Origin of the sequence: Mucilaginibacter arboris (assembly GCF_009754915.1) — a bacterium.
GTDB classification, from domain to species: Bacteria; Bacteroidota; Bacteroidia; order Sphingobacteriales; family Sphingobacteriaceae; genus Mucilaginibacter_A; species Mucilaginibacter_A arboris.
On the sequence record NZ_WPIK01000002.1, the window covers coordinates 293478 to 312553 of the forward strand.

At 40.1% G+C, this 19076-nt stretch carries 18 protein-coding genes; 4 read left to right on the forward strand and 14 right to left on the reverse strand.

Annotation, left to right across the window (positions count from 1 at the left end; all coding sequences use genetic code 11):
- Positions 1–34 precede the first annotated feature (34 nt).
- Positions 35–520, reverse strand: a complete 486-nt coding sequence (locus GO621_RS03010) for a hypothetical protein (protein WP_198170111.1) — start codon at positions 518–520, stop codon at positions 35–37.
- Positions 521–917: 397 nt separating this feature from the next.
- Between GO621_RS03010 and GO621_RS03015 the strand changes: the two genes are divergently transcribed.
- Together GO621_RS03015 and GO621_RS03020 are read left to right on the forward strand one after the other, a co-directional pair.
- Positions 918–2534 carry an AGE family epimerase/isomerase gene (locus GO621_RS03015; protein WP_157564049.1) on the forward strand — a complete coding sequence of 539 codons (1617 nt, stop codon included), beginning with the start codon at positions 918–920 and terminating at the stop codon, positions 2532–2534.
- A gap of 24 nt (positions 2535–2558) precedes the next feature.
- Complete coding sequence (locus GO621_RS03020; RefSeq protein WP_157564050.1) at positions 2559–4529, forward strand: glycoside hydrolase; 1971 nt, start codon at positions 2559–2561, stop codon at positions 4527–4529.
- Between the two features lie 96 nt (positions 4530–4625).
- On the opposite strand, the gene GO621_RS03025 is transcribed toward GO621_RS03020, so the two are convergent.
- From GO621_RS03025 to GO621_RS03050, 6 genes are all read right to left on the reverse strand, one after another.
- Entirely contained in the window at positions 4626–5777 is a 1152-nt protein-coding gene (locus tag GO621_RS03025) for an MFS transporter (RefSeq protein WP_317163380.1), read from the reverse strand.
- 159 nt (positions 5778–5936) lie between these two features.
- Positions 5937–7529 carry a DUF6345 domain-containing protein gene (locus GO621_RS03030; protein WP_157564052.1) on the reverse strand — a complete coding sequence of 531 codons (1593 nt, stop codon included), beginning with the start codon at positions 7527–7529 and terminating at the stop codon, positions 5937–5939.
- Positions 7530–7622: 93 nt separating this feature from the next.
- Positions 7623–7916: a protease inhibitor I42 family protein gene (locus tag GO621_RS03035; protein ID WP_157564053.1), complete on the reverse strand. Its 294-nt coding sequence runs from the start codon at positions 7914–7916 to the stop codon at positions 7623–7625.
- Positions 7917–7925: 9 nt separating this feature from the next.
- On the reverse strand, positions 7926–8693 hold the full coding sequence (locus GO621_RS03040; protein WP_157564055.1) for a C1 family peptidase: 768 nt from the start codon (positions 8691–8693) through the stop codon (positions 7926–7928).
- Between the two features lie 238 nt (positions 8694–8931).
- Entirely contained in the window at positions 8932–10584 is a 1653-nt protein-coding gene (locus tag GO621_RS03045) for a hypothetical protein (protein ID WP_157564057.1), read from the reverse strand.
- Positions 10581–11777, reverse strand: a complete 1197-nt coding sequence (locus tag GO621_RS03050; RefSeq protein ID WP_198170112.1) for a hypothetical protein — start codon at positions 11775–11777, stop codon at positions 10581–10583. Before GO621_RS03050 ends, GO621_RS03045 begins: the two co-directional genes overlap by 4 nt.
- Positions 11778–12030: 253 nt before the next feature.
- Here GO621_RS03050 and GO621_RS03055 point away from each other — a divergent pair, with 253 nt between their 5' ends.
- Together GO621_RS03055 and pruA are read left to right on the forward strand one after the other, a co-directional pair.
- Positions 12031–12840, forward strand: a complete 810-nt coding sequence (locus GO621_RS03055) for an oxygenase MpaB family protein (RefSeq protein ID WP_157564059.1) — start codon at positions 12031–12033, stop codon at positions 12838–12840.
- Between the two features lie 68 nt (positions 12841–12908).
- Positions 12909–14543, forward strand: a complete 1635-nt coding sequence (gene pruA, locus GO621_RS03060; protein WP_157564061.1) for an L-glutamate gamma-semialdehyde dehydrogenase — start codon at positions 12909–12911, stop codon at positions 14541–14543.
- A gap of 282 nt (positions 14544–14825) precedes the next feature.
- Here pruA and GO621_RS03065 read toward each other — a convergent pair whose 3' ends face one another.
- From GO621_RS03065 to GO621_RS03095, 7 genes are all read right to left on the reverse strand, one after another.
- On the reverse strand, positions 14826–15254 hold the full coding sequence (locus GO621_RS03065) for an SRPBCC domain-containing protein (protein WP_157564063.1): 429 nt from the start codon (positions 15252–15254) through the stop codon (positions 14826–14828).
- Positions 15255–15696: 442 nt separating this feature from the next.
- On the reverse strand, positions 15697–16134 hold the full coding sequence (locus GO621_RS03070) for a VOC family protein (protein ID WP_157564065.1): 438 nt from the start codon (positions 16132–16134) through the stop codon (positions 15697–15699).
- Between the two features lie 198 nt (positions 16135–16332).
- Positions 16333–16899: a dihydrofolate reductase family protein gene (locus GO621_RS03075; protein WP_157564067.1), complete on the reverse strand. Its 567-nt coding sequence runs from the start codon at positions 16897–16899 to the stop codon at positions 16333–16335.
- A gap of 61 nt (positions 16900–16960) precedes the next feature.
- The gene (locus GO621_RS19345) at positions 16961–17047 is read right to left on the reverse strand and encodes a hypothetical protein (protein ID WP_394350179.1); all 87 of its coding nucleotides are present in this window, start codon (positions 17045–17047) and stop codon (positions 16961–16963) included.
- A 310-nt stretch (positions 17048–17357) separates the two neighbouring features.
- On the reverse strand, positions 17358–17729 hold the full coding sequence (locus tag GO621_RS03085) for a DoxX family protein (RefSeq protein WP_157564068.1): 372 nt from the start codon (positions 17727–17729) through the stop codon (positions 17358–17360).
- Between the two features lie 154 nt (positions 17730–17883).
- Positions 17884–18504: a dihydrofolate reductase family protein gene (locus GO621_RS03090; protein ID WP_157564069.1), complete on the reverse strand. Its 621-nt coding sequence runs from the start codon at positions 18502–18504 to the stop codon at positions 17884–17886.
- 80 nt (positions 18505–18584) lie between these two features.
- Complete coding sequence (locus GO621_RS03095) at positions 18585–19028, reverse strand: DUF1569 domain-containing protein (RefSeq protein WP_157564070.1); 444 nt, start codon at positions 19026–19028, stop codon at positions 18585–18587.
- Positions 19029–19076: the final 48 nt, after the last annotated feature.

Consider the following 19076-nt stretch of genomic DNA (forward strand, 5'->3'; position numbering starts at 1 on the left):
TGTTAAAAGAAAAATCCTGGTTTAACTCAAAGATTTATTTTTGAGGAGGAGGAGGTGTGGTAGTTGTACCTGTACCCGTAGTTCCGGTTGTTGTACCGGTAGTTCCGGTACCAGTACCAATAGTACCTGTGCCTGTTGTACCTGTACCAATAGTGCCGGTTGTACCGGTACCGATAGTACCAGTTGTTCCGGTACCAATAGTTCCTGTGCCATTAGTACCCGTGCCGATAGTTCCGGTTGTTCCAGTGCTTATTGTACCTGTTCCTATTGTACCTGTTCCGGTAGTGCTTGTTCCAACGGTACCGGTTGTTCCGTTACTTCTGTTCGTTCTGGTATTCGTAGAACTTCTTTGTGTCCGGCTGCTGGGTGAAGGAAGCGGCCTGGTTGAAGTTCCGGTTTGCGAAGTACCTGTTGAAGTACCAGTTGTTGTTGTACCACTTGTGCCGGTTATTTGTGCTGATGCATCCTGTACCATCCATAAAAACATCGCCATCATCATTGCTAAACTTACCTTTTTCATAATCTTATATAAATAATTTTAATAATATTTCTATAATAACCTCTAAAATTAAATTACAGTTTTGAATATTTTCTTTTTGATCAACAGCCCGATGTTTCGCCGCGGTTTGCACTTAGCAGCCTGTTTGTTAATGCTTCTTTTATCCCCTTAAAAACAGTATTGCAAAGAAGCACAGATTTTTAGGGGATAAAAGAAGCATCCACAAAATTTAGTTTAAGCTTAAATGTTCAAATTATATTACTTTTTGATTAAAATTGATTACTTCTGCTCTAAACAACAAACTACATTTACTGCATTATAAACAGATACCTTTCCTGGTATTTTAATAAAAGCTGAACCAACGTTACATGCTGCACTCATACCCTAAACCCATAAAAACAGGCATAAACGAAGCATCATGAAACAATTTTGTTATCAAATTGCCTTTTTTACAGCAACAATTATTGCAGGGTTTTACCAGCAGGCATTTGCACAATCAGCAGCAAATACACGGCTAAAAATTGCTTCGGAAATGAAAGCCTCTATGGTGGATAAATTGCTGAAACCCTGGTACCCGCGGTCCATAGATACGGTTTACGGTGGTTTTATCAGTGCTTTTACCTATGATTTTAAACCTGCTGCCAGTCAGGATAAAATGATTGTGACACAGGCGCGGCATGTTTGGTCAACTTCAAAAGCTGCCGAACTTTTTCCTGAAACTGGTTATTATAAAAGCGGGGCAAAACAAGGTTTTGAATTTTTAAAAAACGTTTTGTGGGATAAAACGTATGGTGGTTTTTACACTTTTACAGATAAACAAGGCAATCCCAAAAAAGGAAGTTTCGCACCGAAAGAAGCTTACGGAAACTCGTTTGCTTTGTATGCTTTGGCAGCTTATTATCAGGAATCCGGAGATACAAGCGCGCTAAACCTCGCCATAAAAGAATTTCAGTGGCTGGAAAAACACAGTCACGATCCGGTTTACAAAGGTTATTTCCAGCACATGGAACGCGATGGAACGCCAATTAAAAGAACTGCTTCCACACCTTCCACCGCCGAGCTGGGTTATAAAGATCAAAACACGTCCATCCATTTGTTAGAATCCCTTACCGAATTATATCAGGTCTGGCCTGATCCTTTAGTAAAAGAACGATTGCAGGAAATGTTGTTGCTGGTGCGCGATAAGATCACCAATCAAAAAGGAGATTTGGTTTTGTTTTTTCAGCCTGACTGGACACCGGTTTCTTACCGCGATTCCAGTGAAGCTGTCATCTTAAAACATCGCGGGCTCGATCATGTTTCTTTCGGCCATGATGTAGAAACTGCTTATTTAATGCTCGAAGCTTCTCACGCTTTAGGCTGGAAAAATGATACGGCTACTTTAAAGGTTGGCAAGAAAATGCTTGACCATGCTTTGGCTGAAGGCTGGGACAATAAAGTTGGCGGTTTTTATGATGAAGGTTATTATTTTAAGGATAAACCCGGCATCACCATTATTGCCGATACCAAAAACTGGTGGGCACAGGCGGAAGGTTTGAACACGCTTTTGTTAATGGCCGATGAGTATCCGAACGATCCGCACCGGTATTTTGAGCAGTTTAAAAAGCTGTGGGATTACGTGCAAACTTACCTGATCGATCAGGAACACGGCGATTGGTACCAGGGAGGTTTGGACAAGCAGCCCGAATACAAAACCGCTTTAAAAGGACAAATCTGGAAAGGGACTTATCATAATTTTCGTGCTTTGATCAATTGTACCGAGCGCTTAAATCCCGATAAAACTGCCCCAACTGTGCCGCAGAATTTGAAATTACAAGTTTCAAGTAATCAAGCTAATTTAAGCTGGAGCAAATCAACAGATAACCGGATTTTGTTAGGATATAACATTTACCAAAACGGGCAGCGTATTGGTTTTACGCCCAATGCTTCTTTTATCATACAAAAATTAGTAAAGCCGGCCGAAAAAATTGCAGTTAAAGCGATTGATTTCCAGGGAAACGAATCTGGTTTTAGTCAACCTGTTTCTTACAATTAAATTCATCTAAAACAAAATATCACCATGAATTCCAGCATTAAAACTTTCTGTAATCCTTTGCTTCAACAAAAAACCTTTCTGCTGTTTTTACTTTTTTCAGGATTTTTCATTCAAAAAACACATGCGCAAACCGAAGTAATGCCCTGGGGAAATATTACCGGAATACGGGTTGACGGGCAACTGATGGAATTTGAATCGCGGTTGAGTGTTGTTGGAAAAGATGGCATAAAAACAGCATCAACCGGAAAAGAAAGGCAACGCCCAAAATATACCCGCGAAGGCAATACACAAATTGTTGCTACAAAAATCGACAGTTTGTATTTTACAGAAAAAGTAGAGGATTTAAGCAGAGGAAAAACTTCGGTAGATATTCAGCTTACTGCCAATGCTGATACTGCTTTAACCGGCACTTATTTTGCGCTGATGCTTCCTGCCGGTTATGCAAACGGTTCTGTTCAAGTTAATGGTTCAGCGGCAATTCCTTTAAGCACGCTTGTTAAAGGAGATCAATCTCAAGCCAATACATCAGCAAAAACAATTCGCCTGGTTTCGGCCAAACAACAACTGCTGCTAACGCTGGATGGCAATGCTTCTTTTATCATCAAAAAAAATGCAAAGAGCGGAAATTATGAAGTTTATTTGCCGATACAAACAGGCGCTGTTCAAAAAGGACAAAATTTTCATAAAACGTTTAGTATCGAAGCTTCGGGCGAAGTTGATAAATTACCAATTGCACTCAGCTTAAATACAGCTAAACAAGGAAGGGAATTTGCAGGTTTTGGCGGAAATTTTCGTATTCAAAACCCAAAACTGGATCCGCAGGTAATTGATTACAGTTTACAAAATTTGCGTGTTGCCTGGGGACGTGTAGAAATGCCCTGGCGTTTTTGGCAGCCTGAAAAAAATGTTGATCCGACAACAGCAGCACAAGGCGGAAAGTTAGACGTACACGTGCAGCAGGCAATGGAAATGGCGCAACGCTTAGGCAAAATGAATATTCCGGTAATCCTGACTGCATGGGCGCCACCAGCCTGGGCAATTGTAGGGAAACCAAATTTTCGTCCCGTTAACGGTATTTGGGGAAATCCACTGGATAAAACACAAACGCCCGAAATCTATAAATCCATCACCGATTATATTCTTTATTTAAAGCAGCATTACGGGGTGGAAGTAGCAGATTTTTCTTTCAATGAATCTGACCTGGGCATCAATATACGGCAAACCGGAGAAGAACATGCGGAACTGATAAAGGGATTAGGTGCGTATTTTGCATCAAAAGGATTAAAAACGAAGCTTTTGTTAGGCGATAATTCTGATGCAACTTCTTATGCGTTTATTTATCCGGCTATGAAAGATCCGGCAACCAAACCTTATATCGGCGCTGTTTCTTTTCATTCCTGGAGAGGCTGGGAAACCGAAATTTTGCAAAAATGGGCTGATGCGGCAGCGGAATTAAATTTGCCTTTAATTGTAGGCGAAGGAAGTACAGATGCGGCTGCTTATAATTATCCGGCGGTTTTTGCCGAACCAACTTATGCTTTGCAGGAAATTAATTTGTATGTGCGCCTTTTAGCTATTTGCCAGCCTTTAACTATTTTGCAGTGGCAGTTAACGGCAGATTATTCTCCGCTTGCAGGCGGCGGTATTTTTGGTGATAATGGTCCGCTTCGTCCAACACAACGTTTCTGGAACTTGAAACAACTTTCATCAACCCCTAAAAATGTTTATGCTATGCCAATTACGGCTAACCGGCCAAATGTTTCCTGTGCCGCTTTAGGCAATAATGCTACGGGTGTTTACAGTATTCATTTGGTAAATAACGGTACTACACGCCAGGTAATTTTAACCGGATTGGCCGAAAAAGTAAAAGCTTTAAAAATGTTTGTTACCGACCAGAAAAGGGCAATGAACCAGGAAAAAAGCATTGCAGTAACAAACGGAAAAGCAATTTTTAATCTGGGTTCTCAAACTTATACTACTTTGGTAACCGATTAATGTTAAAAATTTAGGTGATAAAAGAAGCATTCTGATAATAGACAATGCTTCTTTTATCACCTAAAAAATGATAAGCGGTAAGCTTGAGGCTGCTATTTAAAGTTTTGCTTTGGTAGATACAATTACTACGCAAACGCCCATTGCGGCAATTAACGTAAAAGAGGCACGCAGGCTAAAAGCACCTGCAATAAAACCAATTACCGGTGGACCAATTAAAAATCCGACAAAACCAATGGTAGAAACGGCTGCTATTGCTACGCCTGTTGACATGGTTTTTGATCTGCCTGCCGCACTGTAAACCAAAGGTACTACTGAAGAAACGCCTGCGCCAACCAGCAAAAAGCCGCAAATGGCAGGAATTAAATAAGGAAAAAATACAGCAATCATCAAACCGGTTGCCGTTAAACTGCCGCTTACCTGTAAAGTTCTTTTTAAGCCAAAACGGCCCGAAAACCAATCGGCAACAAAACGGCCTCCGGCCATCGTACTCATAAAAGCAGTATAACCGGCAGCCATCCAGGCATTTTCGGCATGGATAACCTTTTTAAAGTAGATCACGCTCCAATCGAACATAGCGCCTTCGCAAATCATGGAACAAAAGGCAACGGCACCTAATTTCATCAGCGATTTATCCGGCATTACAAAAACAGGCCCGCTTTGCACTGTTCCGGCATCATCCTGTAAATAACGAAAGGCAACAGCAACGCCAATAATAACCAGCAGCAGGATGAGCGAAAAATGCACAGACGGATCGATGCCTTTACCAATCATGAGTGTACCAATAGCAGCACCGGTAAACCCGGCAAGGCTCCATAAACCATGAAACGAAGCCATAATGGGTTTGCTGTACAGCTTTTCGGCACCTACAGCCTGGGTATTTACAGAAATATTGACGGCATTACTGGTAAAACCAAAGCAAAAAAGACAGGCAATCAGTTCTAAAGTGGTTTCAGAAAAACCTAAACCAGCCAGGGCAACAGCGTATAAAGGCAAGGCAAACAAAAGCAGTTTGCGGCTGCCAATACGGGTAATAATCCAACCCGAAAACGGCAGCGAAAGCATTAAACCAACGGGCAGCGTAAATAAAATGCCGCCCAAAGCCGTATCTGATAAACCTAATTTTTGCTGGATACCGGCAATGCGCGAAGCCCAACTGGCAAAAGTTAAACCCGCCAGAAAAAACATAACGCCTACTGTTGCCCGTAATACTTTTTTAGAAATTTGGATAGATGATGCAGCAACAATCACGATAAGGCAAAGGTATCCCTAATTTTTTGCCTGTAAAAGAAGTATTGCTTGTAATTTTTTAAGAAAGTCGGAAAGTCCGGAAGTCGGAAAAGCGTACACGGGCTTATTCTTGACTTTCGGACTTTCCTAACTCTCGGACTTTTCAGACTACTTCTTTTATCAGGCAAAAATTGGAACTATTACCTGGATTGATTTTTTCAGGTCGTTTTCGAACGTTACTTCGTATTCGCGTTTTGCAACTACTCCGCCATGCCGGCCTGATACATCATAGCCAATTTCGTCAGAAATTGGTTTTACATTTTCTGTTTTGTATTCGGCTAATTTTTTCGCAAACAATTGTTCCGTATCCTGGCGTGTTTCCAACGCATGCCCGTTCCGGTTGGGGTCAATAGGCATTTGTTTAGGTTTATTGCTGAGGTTAAGCACCTTTTTAACCGAATTATGGAAATTGGTAATCGTGCCATCATTATCAATGGTAACCCTTACTACGCCATTGTCTGTATTTACAACAGGTACGCCATTAATCACCTGCCTAAATTCAATAGTTGTATCTGTTACATATTCTTCATCCAGTTTACCGCTGCCTTTGGTACTGCCGCCGCAGGTTTTCCCTAATCTAACAGCCTGAAATTGCAGTTCGGTATCTTTGCCTAACTGTTCGCGCATGTATTGCTCGGCAGTTTGCCGTGCCTTGTTTTGGTCTAATTGCCGACGGTTCTCAAAATTTACGTTAGCCAGTTTTGCATTAAAATGACCCTGCTGGTTAATCGTGATCTTTTTTTCACCTTCATCCAAAACATACGTGCCTTCTTTAGAGATGCCAAAACCATCAATTGCTTTGCCCGAAAACCCTAATTGGTCTGCCAGCCTGCCTACTTCAGCATGGTCAACTTTAAATGGGGCCAGTTCTGCAACCAGCATTTCTTTAGGGAGCATTTTATTATGTGAAGCTACAGAACTTGCTACCAGCCATCTCCATTGGTACCAGTTGCGTGCAACTGTGCCCCATTGAAACAGCTTTTCGTTCATTACAATATTAGTTGCTTCGGCTTGAGTAGCGCCGGATGCAACTACAGTAGGCGTTTGGTTGTGGGAAATATCCCAGCTTCCATACAACCAGGAAGTTGAAAAAGATTGCCCGGCTTTGTAATGGTTCCAGAAGTTGGAGCCGTAATTTGGATTGTCGAAACTGGTGGTTTCAAAACCGAACAACATTCTGAAACCTGGGTTGCTATCATCATTCCACCAGGTGGTAATAGGTGTTATTCCGCCAAAAACACGGCAGGAAAAGCAGGTCGACCAAAAAATATAACGCAAACGCTGGTTGCCCATCAGCATGTTATGGTTGCTGGAAATCCAGGTTTCATTATTCCATTTGCCACCGGTAGGCGCCTGGAAAATACCGTTTGCAGTCATGGCACCGTGTCCGGAATGATAAAAAACATCAACCGCATCAATACCATAATAGTTTTGCCAATGGTCATTAGGTTCTTCGTAAAGCCAGGTTTGTACAGCACCATCTTTCATGTAATAATTGGCTGTGTACCAGTTATACAGATAATTGTAAAAGCCTTGTGCATCGGCATGTGTAGCATGTAAATCTGAGTTATGGTTTCCCAGCGAACCAGAGAAATCCTGAATGCTGCAAAGGCCTAACAGATTGTTTGGTGCAGCAGCCTGAGGAATATTTTTGTCTGTTGAATTATTATCGAAAGGAGGGTTTATCGCCTTGTCTTCTAATACGTTTTTCATGTTATTTGATTTAACTTGGTTTTTTTTAAGCAGATAAGCAAGCGTATTTTGTGGAATAAGCCTAACCGGATTTTATAGCGGTAAAAGAAGCATTCAGCTTACAATTACAGAGAAGATGAGTGTTGATATGGCCGTCGTATTTTGTTCCCAGCTTCTTTTCTGGCTAAATATCAGCTTTGCTGTTCCTGGTTTTAGCCCTTGTACCCGAAATTTTTCAGCTAAACTTTCTCCGGCTTTTAACCTGCCGGAGGGGGCGTCAGTTCTTTCTTCGGAAACTGATATAATATCTTTCCGGTCAACCTGGTAACTCCACATATAACCTGCAGATGCCAGGCTTTTTAACGAGACGATGCTGCTTTTACCTGCATTTAATCTGATGGTTTCCATTTTTAGTGTTTAAACCAGCCGGATGGTCCAGAAGTCATCGCATAAACTACTGTTGGTAATATAAGCGTAAGGCATATAAAAATAACCTTTAATGCCCCAGGTTGTATTCCAGGAGTTGCGGATGATAAAAGCGTTTTTGCTATCATCATAACCAACAGCCATTACTGCATGGCCACCTACGGTTTTTTCTCCTTGCTGCGGCATTGGCATTATACCCGTTTGTGCCACTTGCTGGGTCATAAAGCTTTCGTAAACGGTAAAACCAAAAACAAACGGAAAGCCTTCTGCCAGGCAGCCTTTTAATTGGGTAAGCGAGTTTACCAGCCGTTGGTAGCTTTTGATCTGTGACTTTTTGGCCTCATCATAACATTTTTGCGATGGCTTATTAGTAAATTTACTAATATCATACGGCCAGTCTTTTTCAGGGCAAACACCTTGGTTGTTCATGGTTTTAATCCCATCCCGGATGTAAGCGCCGCTATCAGAATTAACCGTGTTAATTAAAACACGCTCGTTGTAATAGATAAACAGGCGCGAAGGCATGTAATCCGGTTTCGTCTCTTTTTTCAGGTCAAATTCGTAAGCGCCTGCTAAGCTGTTTGCGGTACAGCTGCCTAAATGTCCCTGGTCGTAAACTGGTGGGCATTGACTGCGTAAATCAACTGTTGTAGGCAATTGTTGCATTACGGCCATAGGTGCTGCGTACATAAAGTCGCGTTGGTCGGGCAGGTCGGGTAACCAACCGAAAGTGTAAGGGGTGTTTTGTTGATTGTCCATAACGTTTAGTTTAAAATTTAAATTAGTAATTGGGTTTGTTTAAATAATAAGACTAAGGTACAGGCACTTGCAAAGCCTATCAACGTAGCTGATACTGTTTTTAAAGCATGTTTTACGTGATTAGCCTGCGTATTTTTACGCAAACGGAACAGGTTATTAATGGCAGGGCAATTGTTTTATTAAGAAGATTTTATATCGGTAAAAGAAGCATCGGCTGAAGCAGGGGAACTGAGCAGTATTACTGTACTATCGCATCAAAAGCACTGTTCAATATTTTACCGTTACGTTTCATTTGTACCCAAATCCTATACTTGCCAGCACTTGGAAAAGCATAAGGAAAAGTAACCATAGCATCCATTTTGCTGTGCTGATTGTTCTGCATATCCATGACGGGCATAGCCGCGGCGAGATATTTATTGCGATCGCTTTCGCTCATCTGCCTGATTTTAATGATTTCTCTGTCAATACTATCGCGAAAACGTGCAGCATCAGGAGTCGCCGGAGGTTTTTCACTTCCCTTCATCCGGCCTTCAATAATTTCTTGCGAAGCCATCGAAAAAGTACCAACCGGATGCAAATGCATATAAACGGAACCATCATATTTTAGCACAACCGCATGTCCCATCATGCCCATATAAGGTTCGAGTTTTACTGCTGCGCCGGATGGATCATGAATAGCAAAAGTAAGCGGATAAACTTTGTTAGCCTCAAAAGGAACATTAGCGGCATGTTCCCAAACAGCAGAAGAGCCGTCTGCCAGTTTCATGCTTTCTCCGGGGCTTCCGCATAACAATACTGTTTTTCCTGCGAAATTATTTACGGTTTGATTGCTGGTGTTTGAAATTACATAAGTATCATCAGGATCAGGAAAGAAAGCTGAATATAGTTTTGCCGATGCTGTTTTTACCAGTGTTTTTTGAGGGACATCTAAAGTATCCGTGATAGTTTCGGTAAAACCATTCCAGCGTACAACATCAGCAAAAACCAGATAACGGCCTTCGGGAAGATCAGGCAGATCAACAAAAAAGTTCAGGCTGTCTTTTCGGAATGGATGCAGGTGTGCAAATACATCTAATGAGTTTTCCCTCACCATAAATAAATGCATCAGTTTACCATGGTCCGGCACGATAAAACTCATGGATTTATTATACGGTTTGAGTGAATTAGAATCGATCTGAAAATGTAAAATCTGATGCTGGTCGTAATTTAAAATGCTAGACTTGGCTTGCGGCGCGAAGTACAAATTTCTTCGATAATTTCTGCTCCAGCTGTTCCACCAGGAAGAGCCGCCGTAAAGAATTAAAGCCAATACTAATAAACTAACTGCAAAGCCGGTAATTTTTTTTCTTTGCAGATGAGGTAAGTTATTTGTTCCAGGTTTAAGCAAACCATCGCTTACACTTGCGCCAATTATGGTAGCCATTAATATAACCAGCAGTAAACCTAAACCAACTAAAATCCAGCCAAGAGATTTTGGCATAGTACGTTGGGCAGTAGAAACCGCCATTACCGGAACAACTGCTGTACCTTTTCCAAGCACTCCATTTACCGTAATTTTCATACTCGATGTTCCGGTCCACATCAGCCAAACTGTTGCCTGATATTGTCCCGGCGTTCCTTTTACCGGTAATGCTTCATCTGCTTTTGGCGAACCTTTATCGCCTGCGTACCAGTAAACGGGCGATACCAATACTGTTTTTACCTGCTGATTTTCAGTATAAATAGAAACGCTGGCTGTTCCGGGAATAACATCAGGCGGATTAATATTCACCATAATGTTGTACGGGCCGGCTTTTCCTTCGTAAACCACTCCGGGGCTTCCAACATGAGCAAAAGTGATTGGGCTGATTAGCATCAGCATAAAAAAGAATATTGCTTTTAAAGCTTTCATCTTTGTACTTTTTTCATCCAGCTTCCCCATTTATAACCGACAAAAGCTGAAATAACAGCAAAAACAGCAGCAATTAATAACCCTTTTATCAGGCTAAAACCAGAATCTACTTGTTCCGGGCGAAAAGCATAACGAAAAGCATAATCAGGATCGCTGCCAAAATACCAGGAAGAACCGCCAAAAAAGCTATTACGCGCAACGGTTGAAGTTAAAAGGAATGTGCCGAAATACCATTGAACCACAAAAAATACGGCTAAAAACAGTATAGCAGAATATGCTGCTTTTACCCATCCTTTTTTATTAGGAAACTTATAAAAAATCCAATCGATAGCTAATGCAGGAAAAACGAGCAATAGCGGAAAATTAAAGGCTTGATAATGGTCGATGTGATTTAAAACCGGGCCAAGCCGAGGGTAAGCATGGAAAATTGGTAATATCCAAAGCATCAGCAATAAAATTGACATGTAAACAGCAGCAGTAGCTGTTGCGGCCCATTTCATGTTAGATGCACGTGTAACCATTATCAGGAAAAGGGGAAATATCACGCTGCTTATCTGATAAAATAAAGCTCTATGCATTTGGTGCTTGCTTAAATAATCAGAAAGTACGGTAAAAAATCCCGCTACCAGCACTCCTGCAGCAATGGCAAAAAGCCAATGATGTATTTTTGCCGAATCATTGATATTTAAATGATTTGTGCTGGAAGCAACAGCTACTAAGGTGCCAAATTGAATCATGATCGCACCCAGCGCCAATAAAGTATGCGGAGGAGATAAAATAGTAACATCAAGCCCGTAAGTATTATGCCACCAATCGTCAAAAGGAGCGGAGGTAAGCATGGCAATGGCGCCCCAAATACAAAAAAGCGCACCTAATGAGCCATGGAAAATTCCCCAGAACTTTACAGCTTGTGATTTTTCTTCCGCAGGACTAAAAAAGGATGTTCTTAAAACCTGGTAACCCGAAAATACGCCGGAAACTACCGCGCCAACATAAATAACCATGTGCGGAGGAGCAAAAAGTCCGTCACGGCCAATGCTGGTATGCCAGGAAATATCCCAAATTACACCGACAATAATGCAAAGTGAAGAAAAAACGCAGGCATAAACGTAAGGCTGGACTGTAGAAACTACTTTTGCAGCTTGTGATTTTTCTGCTGTAAAACTTGGGTGGAGATACAATTCAGATTCCATAAAGCGGTTGTTTGTCAATAGGTTAAAAATATTGAATTAGAATGAATTTTAAAAAATAATTTTATTTGCCTTTCAACTTTTTCTGTCATCTCGACGACAGGAGAGATCTTCATCGAATAACACTGGTTTCTATTTCATTTTGAAGAAGATCTCTCCTGTCGTTGAGATGACAAGCCGGAACTGCAAAGTGCCCAAACTGCAACGATAGCAAAAGAATACTCGCACAAAACCTTCTTTTTTACGTTTTGGTAAAATGGAACTTTTCTCAGAAAAAGGCTCAATTGTTAGGAAAATTTGGAGCAACGCGGATACTGTCCTGTTTATTTTTGCTGGTGCTTCTGCCGAATTTGCTTTAAATAAAGCTGTTGACTGGTTATATTTTACCGGCCGTTTACCTGCTGATCCTTTAGGCCGGTTGTTTTCTACCGTTACTTATGCGCAAAGAATTGTTTTTTCTGAACTGGCCCAAGCCCATAAAGCAATTGACCAAATCACAGCAATTCATTCCACAGTTGAAGCAAACCGACATGCAAAAATTCCGGATTGGGCTTACCGGGATGTGCTGTTTTTACTGATAGATTATTCGGTCCGCGCCTTCGAACTGCTTTACCGGAAACTTTCCCCCGCAGAAAAAGAAGAAATTTACAATACTTTTTACCGAATGGGTTTGCGGATGGATTTGAAGGACCTGCCCGGAAATTACAAGCAATGGGTTTTAGTACGTGATGAACATATGCGGAACGATCTGGAAAAAAGCCGTTTTACTGTTGACCTCTACAAACAATATAAAAAGCATTTAGGCTTTGCAAGATATTTACTGCTAAAAGAAGTACAGGCGCAATTAGTGCCGCCGCATGTAAGGCAATTATTAGTATTGAGAAAAGTTTCTTTGCTGGTGCTGATTGTTCCGCTTTACAAATTTAGCAGGAAATTTAAGTTAGACCATTTGGTAAAAGCTTTGATTTTGCCAGAAACTTATCAACCACAAATCAAAGCTTTAGATCAAAGTCCGGAAATGGTTAACAATTTTACTACGGTAAAAGAAGCATCATATTTAAGTTAAATGCAATTGCAAATTCCGGTGATATTTACAGAAAGTTATCTTTGCATTTTCAACACAAAAAACTTAACATGTTAAAAGGATTTTTCACTATACCCGAACCAGTAAACGAACCGGGCTTAAATTACGGCCCGCACAGTGTAGAACGGGCTATGCTGAAAAAAGCGCTGGAAGAAGCACGCGCTCAGGAAGTGGATCTGCCGATGTACATTGGCGGAAAAGAAGTAAGGACCGAAAATAAGATAGCTATTCGTCCGCCGCATGATCATAAACATATTTTAGGCTATTTTTCTGAAGGCGATGGGGGCCACGTAAATGAGGCGATAAAAGAAGCATTGGCCGCAAAAGAAGCCTGGGAAAATTTAGCCTGGGAACAACGTGCGGCGATATTTTTAAAAGCAGCCGAACTGATTGCCGGCCCTTACCGATATAAAATTAATGCGGCTACGATGCTTGGCCAATCAAAAAATGCTTACCAGGCAGAGATTGATTCTGCTTGTGAGCTGATTGATTTCCTTCGGTTTAACGTAGCTTACATGTCAGAAATCTATGCACAGCAGCCAGCTTCGGGCAAAGGTGTTTGGAACCGGTTGGAGCAACGTCCGCTGGAAGGTTTCGTGTTTGCTTTAACGCCTTTTAACTTTACCGCTATTGCCGGAAACCTGCCTGCATCTGCCGCCATGATGGGCAACGTGGTGGTTTGGAAACCCGCTTATCCGCAAGCTTACGCAGCTAACGTAATTATGCAGGTTTTTAAAGAAGCCGGCTTGCCCGATGGCGTGATCAATTTAATTTATGTTGACGGCCCGGTTGCAGGAGAAGTGATTTTTAACCATCCTGATTTTGCCGGGATCCATTTTACCGGTTCTACTAAAGTTTTCCAAACCATCTGGCAAACCATTGGTAATAATATTCACAAATACAAAGCTTATCCGCGTATTGTAGGCGAAACCGGTGGAAAAGATTTTATTTTAGCCCATCAAAGTGCCAATCCTGATGTTGTTGCTACTGCAATTGTTCGTGGCGCATTTGAGTATCAGGGACAAAAATGTTCTGCTGCTTCCCGCGCTTATCTGCCAAAATCTTTATGGCCTGCCATTCAGGAAAAGGTTTTGGATGATCTGCAATCTATTAAAATGGGGCCGGTAGAAGACTTTAGTAATTTCGTTAACGCTGTTATCACGGAGCAATCTTTTGATAAACTGGCTAAATATATTGATGCGGCAAAAGCAGATGCCGACGTAGAAATTATTGCTGGCGGCAATTACGATAAATCAGTTGGTTATTTTATTGAACCTACGATTATTAAAGTAAAAGATCCGAAATATATAACGATGTGCGAAGAATTGTTCGGGCCGGTTTTAACCGTTTATATTTATGAAGATGAAGCGTTTGAGCAGATCATGGAAGTTATTGATACCACTTCGCCTTATGCTTTAACCGGCTCGATTATTTCTACCGATCGTTATGCCATTGAAAAAGCGACTTACAAGCTGAGAAATGCAGCCGGAAACTTCTATGTAAATGATAAACCAACCGGAGCCGTAGTTGGGCAGCAACCATTTGGCGGCGCCAGAGGTTCCGGTACGAATGATAAAGCCGGTTCAATGATTAATTTACTACGCTGGGTTTCCCCAAGAACAATTAAGGAAACTTTTGATCCGCCAAAGGATTATCGTTATCCTTTTTTGGAGAGGGAATTGTAAAATTGGAAAAGTCTGGCTTTGGGCCGGACTTTTTTGTTTTAAGTTGATTTTAAGCGGAAGCTTTGGCAGGTTTGTTTAGTAAACAGGATCGCAGATCCTAAGCTCAAATAACCGGATTGCAAATCCGGCCCAGCAGGTGATGTTCCTTTTAAAGTTTTCTTTAACTTAACGAAGTGAGCTGATTAGGAAATATTTACAAAATTATTTTTAGAAAAATCTGGAGCAGTAGAAATTCAAATTTGTCTTTAAGCATTTCGAAACACAGGCCAGAAACATTTTCTTTTAATTTTCTGCATATTTTTTAAAGTTGTTTAATATTGCTTGGCAAAAATCTCTTTGTATTTCAACAGGGGTTTCTGTTTCAGGCTCAAAGGTTTCGGTTACCGTTGTATCATTGCCATTTGATATAAATGTAATTATTGTTTTTCTGCCATCAGCTACTGTATATTCAATAAGCTCATTCGTTATTATCTTATCGTATTTGCCGCAGTGGTCAAAACCAGTGCTGCCATCTTTGGCCTCCATCCTGAATAAAAACCTTCCTTCATCTTTCAAATCAATTTCAACTCGAAGGGAGTGCCAATCGCTTGAAGGATTGTTCCATTGAATAATGTCAGCAGGCGTTGTCCAAAGTTTCCAAATTTTTTCTACTGATGATTTTACCGTTGTTTCAACTGTAATTTCTGGTTTTATATCTTTCGTTTTTTTCATTGAACAAGCGTCAATTAAATTCTGAATGTCATTTTTTAAATTTGTATAAATTACTTGTAAAATTACGTCAGCTTAAATTTAGTGCAAAAGCTGATAGGATTTATAAATGTTGAATAGCACGTTAGCCCTACTTTTTGCCAATACTTATTAACGTTCATTGTTTCTTTTCACCAGACATTATTGCTGTGTTTTTTTATACTTTGTCAAGGAACCCTTCAATTAAATTAGTCGCATTAAATGGTGTCCACTTACCATTGTCCAACGTTTCTATCGCCCCTAAATAATCTCCGTGCCACTGGAAAAATAGCTAATTCACAATTTGAGATAATGCGGTACATTTCAACTGCATATTCCATTTTGTTTGTTCTTGATTTTTCAAAATTGATTTTTGCAGTAAGTTCCAAGTTCACACTTTTGTAAAAGCATTGCTGTTTTTCTTCGGTTAAATTTCTCCTTTATAATTTGGATCAAAATCTACTATCCATTCAATGCCATATTTGTCTCTAAAACAACCAAAATATGAACCCCAGGGACTGTCTCCAATTGGTCCTTCAATTTGTCCGCCTGCTGAAAGTCCATTGAATAATTTATCGGCTTCATCACGGCTTTCTGCACTAATTGATATTTTAGACCTGTTTTCGTTTTCATTTGTTTTTCCCATACTTTCCGGAACATCATTGGCCATTAAAATATTTTTGCCGATAGGCAAAGCAATGTGCATTATTTTATGTGCATCATTTTCTGCTACCGGAAATTCAGGGCTTGACAGGTCTTTGAAACGCATCACTTTTGCGAACTCACCGCCAAAAACTGATTTGTAAAAATTGAATGCTTCTTCGGCATTTCCGTTGAAGTTAATGTGAGGGTTGATTACTGCCATAATTTTTATTTTTTAAGCTGTTTTTTTATTTCTGATTCCAAATGTCTGGCTGCAGGATGCCACAATACAATAACGCCTAACGTTTTTAAGCTTGGCGAAGTGGGCTTTTTAGCACAAAAGTTTGTTAGATGCACGGTTGTTTGTTTAACTACAAATGTCTCATAGAAACACGTCGCCCGCCATTTTGCCAAGCCCATGTTAGCAGTTCGTTGTTTTTTCGTTTGTCGGCTCATAGTAAAGCGTTACCGCACCACTACTAAATGTTTTTGTCTTTGTGAGTTTAAAAACAGTTCTGCCATCTATGTTTTCAAATAACAACAAACCGCTACCTGCTACAACAGGATGAACACAAAGTTGATATTCATCAATCAAATTAAGTTTCATTAGCTGTATAATTAAACTCCGACTACCAACTAAAATGTCTTTACCTAATTGTTGTTTGAGTTCTAAGACTAATTCTTCAACAGGTTGAGCTGACAATTTTGCACTTTGCCATTCAACACTTTTAAGCGTGTGGGAAAAAACAATTTTTGGAATGCCGTCCATTACAACAGCAAAGTCGTCCATTGATTTTTCACCTGAAGGGCTTTTTGCTAAAGTTCGCCAGTATTCCATAAGCTGATAGGTTATCCTCCCATATAGAATAGTGTCTGCATTACTTAACAGGTCAGCGTAATGTTGATGTATTTCTTCATCTGGAATAATTGCCGTATGGTCGCAAAACCCGTCAAGTGTCATATTGATTGCTGCAATTAACTTTCTCATATTCTGGTTTTACTCGTCTGTCTGTTTAATTCGGGTGTTTAGCGGTTCGTTGTTTTTCTTGTCATTCGTTTTTTCCTTTGAATGTTGCATAAATAGTCATAGTCTGTCCGTGTCCTAATTCAAAGTCTTCTTTTAGCCAATTTGTAATTTCTGTTGCTTTTGTTTTGGATCAAGTTTTCTGTCAATGTTGAATTCTTTTTTCTCTTCCATTTTTTTAAAGTCAGCCGGTGTCTTTCCTGTCTTGGATTTTGATATTTTCAATGTGCTCGACACGATACAATATTTAACTTTTGTTAAAGAAGTTGTTTAAACTTTCAAAGCCTGTTTAAGTTTGTACAGACCCTTCGGATATGCTTAGGATTGATGTGCCCCAGGCTTAGTGCGCATGCTTCTTTTACCGGGTAAAAATTGGTGTTTGATTTTTAGGTGATAAAAGAAGCATCGGCCAGAAAAAAAGTTTAAACAACTTCAGAGTTTAATTTGTGATAGTAAATGTAAGACACGGCTAAAATTCCGAATACGGCCAAAGGGAAAAATGTTTGTCCATTTACGCCGTCAACTGCTCCGTGACTAATAGTTGCAAAAATAAAGTCAAAGGCAAAACCTGCATAAGCCCATTCTTTTACTCGTTTAGGAACCTGTGGAATAATTAACGCTAATACTCCTAAAACTTTAAAAACAACCAATGCGTTTCCAAAATACCCAGGATAACCCAAATGTCTGATTCCTTCTTTTGCTAATTCTGTTTGTGAAGTCAATGCGGGCATTATTCCTTCAAATAAAGCGATGATTATTGTTGCTGTCCAAAATATTATTTTTTCTTTCTTCATTTTTTATGTTCGTTTATTCTCTTAGAGGTGTTGCAATACAATTACCGCTAACTGTTAAATTGCCGGAGATGAGGATCGATATGCTTATAAACCATATAACCAATTTGTTCTTTTGTCATGTTTCCGAAAAAAGATGCTGTTAGCGGTTTTGTCCTTATTTCATCGTCAGTTTGTATCTCAAATGTGTTGTCAGGTCTGATGGTATCACTTCCACAATTTGAAGATCATATTTGTCTTTGTTAATACCGTCAAACAGCCGGATACCACTTCCTAAAAAAACGGGGGCAATGTGAATGAAAAATTCATCCACAAGCCCTGCATTGAGATATTGTTGAATAGTATCTGCACCGCCTTGTATTCTTATGTCCTTTCCTTTGGCTGATTGTTTTGCTTTTTCCAATGCGCTTTGTATCCCGTCATTGATGAAATAAAAAGTTGTTGTCCCCTTTTGAACCCAGGGTTCCCGTTTTTCGTGTGTCAGCACATAAACATCTGCTTTGTATATATCTTCTTCCCAATGGACTTCGCCTTCTTCAAACATTCGTTTTCCCATAATGTAAGAACCTGTTCTTGCAAACATATCATCAATTAATTTACTGTCTGGGCCGTATTCTTCACCGCCTTCCATGTTGATGTTTTTCCAAAAAGCTTTTTGTTTAAACATCCACTTATGAATTTTTGGGGAAACGCCGCCCATTGGGTTGCCCGGACTTCTGTTATCGCCGGCAAAAAAGCCATCAAGCGATATCCCGCTGTCAAAGATAATGTTGTTCATAATTTTTTATTTATTTGGTATTCGTCAAGTTAATTTTGTCTATTAGTTTGATTGTTACGCCTGTTGCCCTACAATAACGCCTAACTATTAAATTGCCGAAGATGATGGTCGATATGCTTATAAACCATATGTCCAATTTGTTCTTTTGTCATTTTTCCGAAAAAAGGGTGTACGAAGTCAAGGTTTGAAAAATGTTCATATTCATCAATCCTGGCAACCCATTCTGCTTTTTGGGCCAAAACATTTCCATTTCCACTTATTTTAAGTTCAGGAATTGTGGGTGTATTTCGTCGCAAGGGTTTTTCATCTTTGAGAACATTTTTTAAAGCCATTTTACCAAACAAGCGGCCAATAAAAGCACGTTTATACTTTTTATTGCCTAACATCATTTCTTCCCACCTTGTACAATGTTTCAGCATCTGGTAAACATTCATTTTGCCCCATTGGGCTGTGCTGTTTTCATTAAGCGTGTTGATCCTGTTAATCAACTCACCTCTTGTTGTTTTGTCGAATATGGTTTTCATATTTCCACCGGTTGTCGAACAAAATTATAGTATAAAGACTCTTAAAGA

Coding starts and splice junctions, on each gene's coding strand:
- GO621_RS03085 (WP_157564068.1), bottom strand. CDS start 17,729: ATGAAGAAAGAAAAAATAATATTTTGGACAGCAACAATAATCATCGCT.
- GO621_RS03020 (WP_157564050.1), top strand. CDS start 2,559: ATGAATTCCAGCATTAAAACTTTCTGTAATCCTTTGCTTCAACAAAAA.
- pruA (WP_157564061.1), top strand. CDS start 12,909: ATGTTAAAAGGATTTTTCACTATACCCGAACCAGTAAACGAACCGGGC.
- GO621_RS03075 (WP_157564067.1), bottom strand. CDS start 16,899: ATGAGAAAGTTAATTGCAGCAATCAATATGACACTTGACGGGTTTTGC.
- GO621_RS03010 (WP_198170111.1), bottom strand. CDS start 520: ATGAAAAAGGTAAGTTTAGCAATGATGATGGCGATGTTTTTATGGATG.
- GO621_RS03030 (WP_157564052.1), bottom strand. CDS start 7,529: ATGAAAAACGTATTAGAAGACAAGGCGATAAACCCTCCTTTCGATAAT.
- GO621_RS03015 (WP_157564049.1), top strand. CDS start 918: ATGAAACAATTTTGTTATCAAATTGCCTTTTTTACAGCAACAATTATT.
- GO621_RS03095 (WP_157564070.1), bottom strand. CDS start 19,028: ATGAAAACCATATTCGACAAAACAACAAGAGGTGAGTTGATTAACAGG.
- GO621_RS03045 (WP_157564057.1), bottom strand. CDS start 10,584: ATGAAAGCTTTAAAAGCAATATTCTTTTTTATGCTGATGCTAATCAGC.
- GO621_RS03090 (WP_157564069.1), bottom strand. CDS start 18,504: ATGAACAACATTATCTTTGACAGCGGGATATCGCTTGATGGCTTTTTT.
- GO621_RS03055 (WP_157564059.1), top strand. CDS start 12,031: ATGGAACTTTTCTCAGAAAAAGGCTCAATTGTTAGGAAAATTTGGAGC.
- GO621_RS03070 (WP_157564065.1), bottom strand. CDS start 16,134: ATGGCAGTAATCAACCCTCACATTAACTTCAACGGAAATGCCGAAGAA.
- GO621_RS03050 (WP_198170112.1), bottom strand. CDS start 11,777: ATGGAATCTGAATTGTATCTCCACCCAAGTTTTACAGCAGAAAAATCA.
- GO621_RS03040 (WP_157564055.1), bottom strand. CDS start 8,693: ATGGACAATCAACAAAACACCCCTTACACTTTCGGTTGGTTACCCGAC.
- GO621_RS03035 (WP_157564053.1), bottom strand. CDS start 7,916: ATGGAAACCATCAGATTAAATGCAGGTAAAAGCAGCATCGTCTCGTTA.
- GO621_RS03065 (WP_157564063.1), bottom strand. CDS start 15,254: ATGAAAAAAACGAAAGATATAAAACCAGAAATTACAGTTGAAACAACG.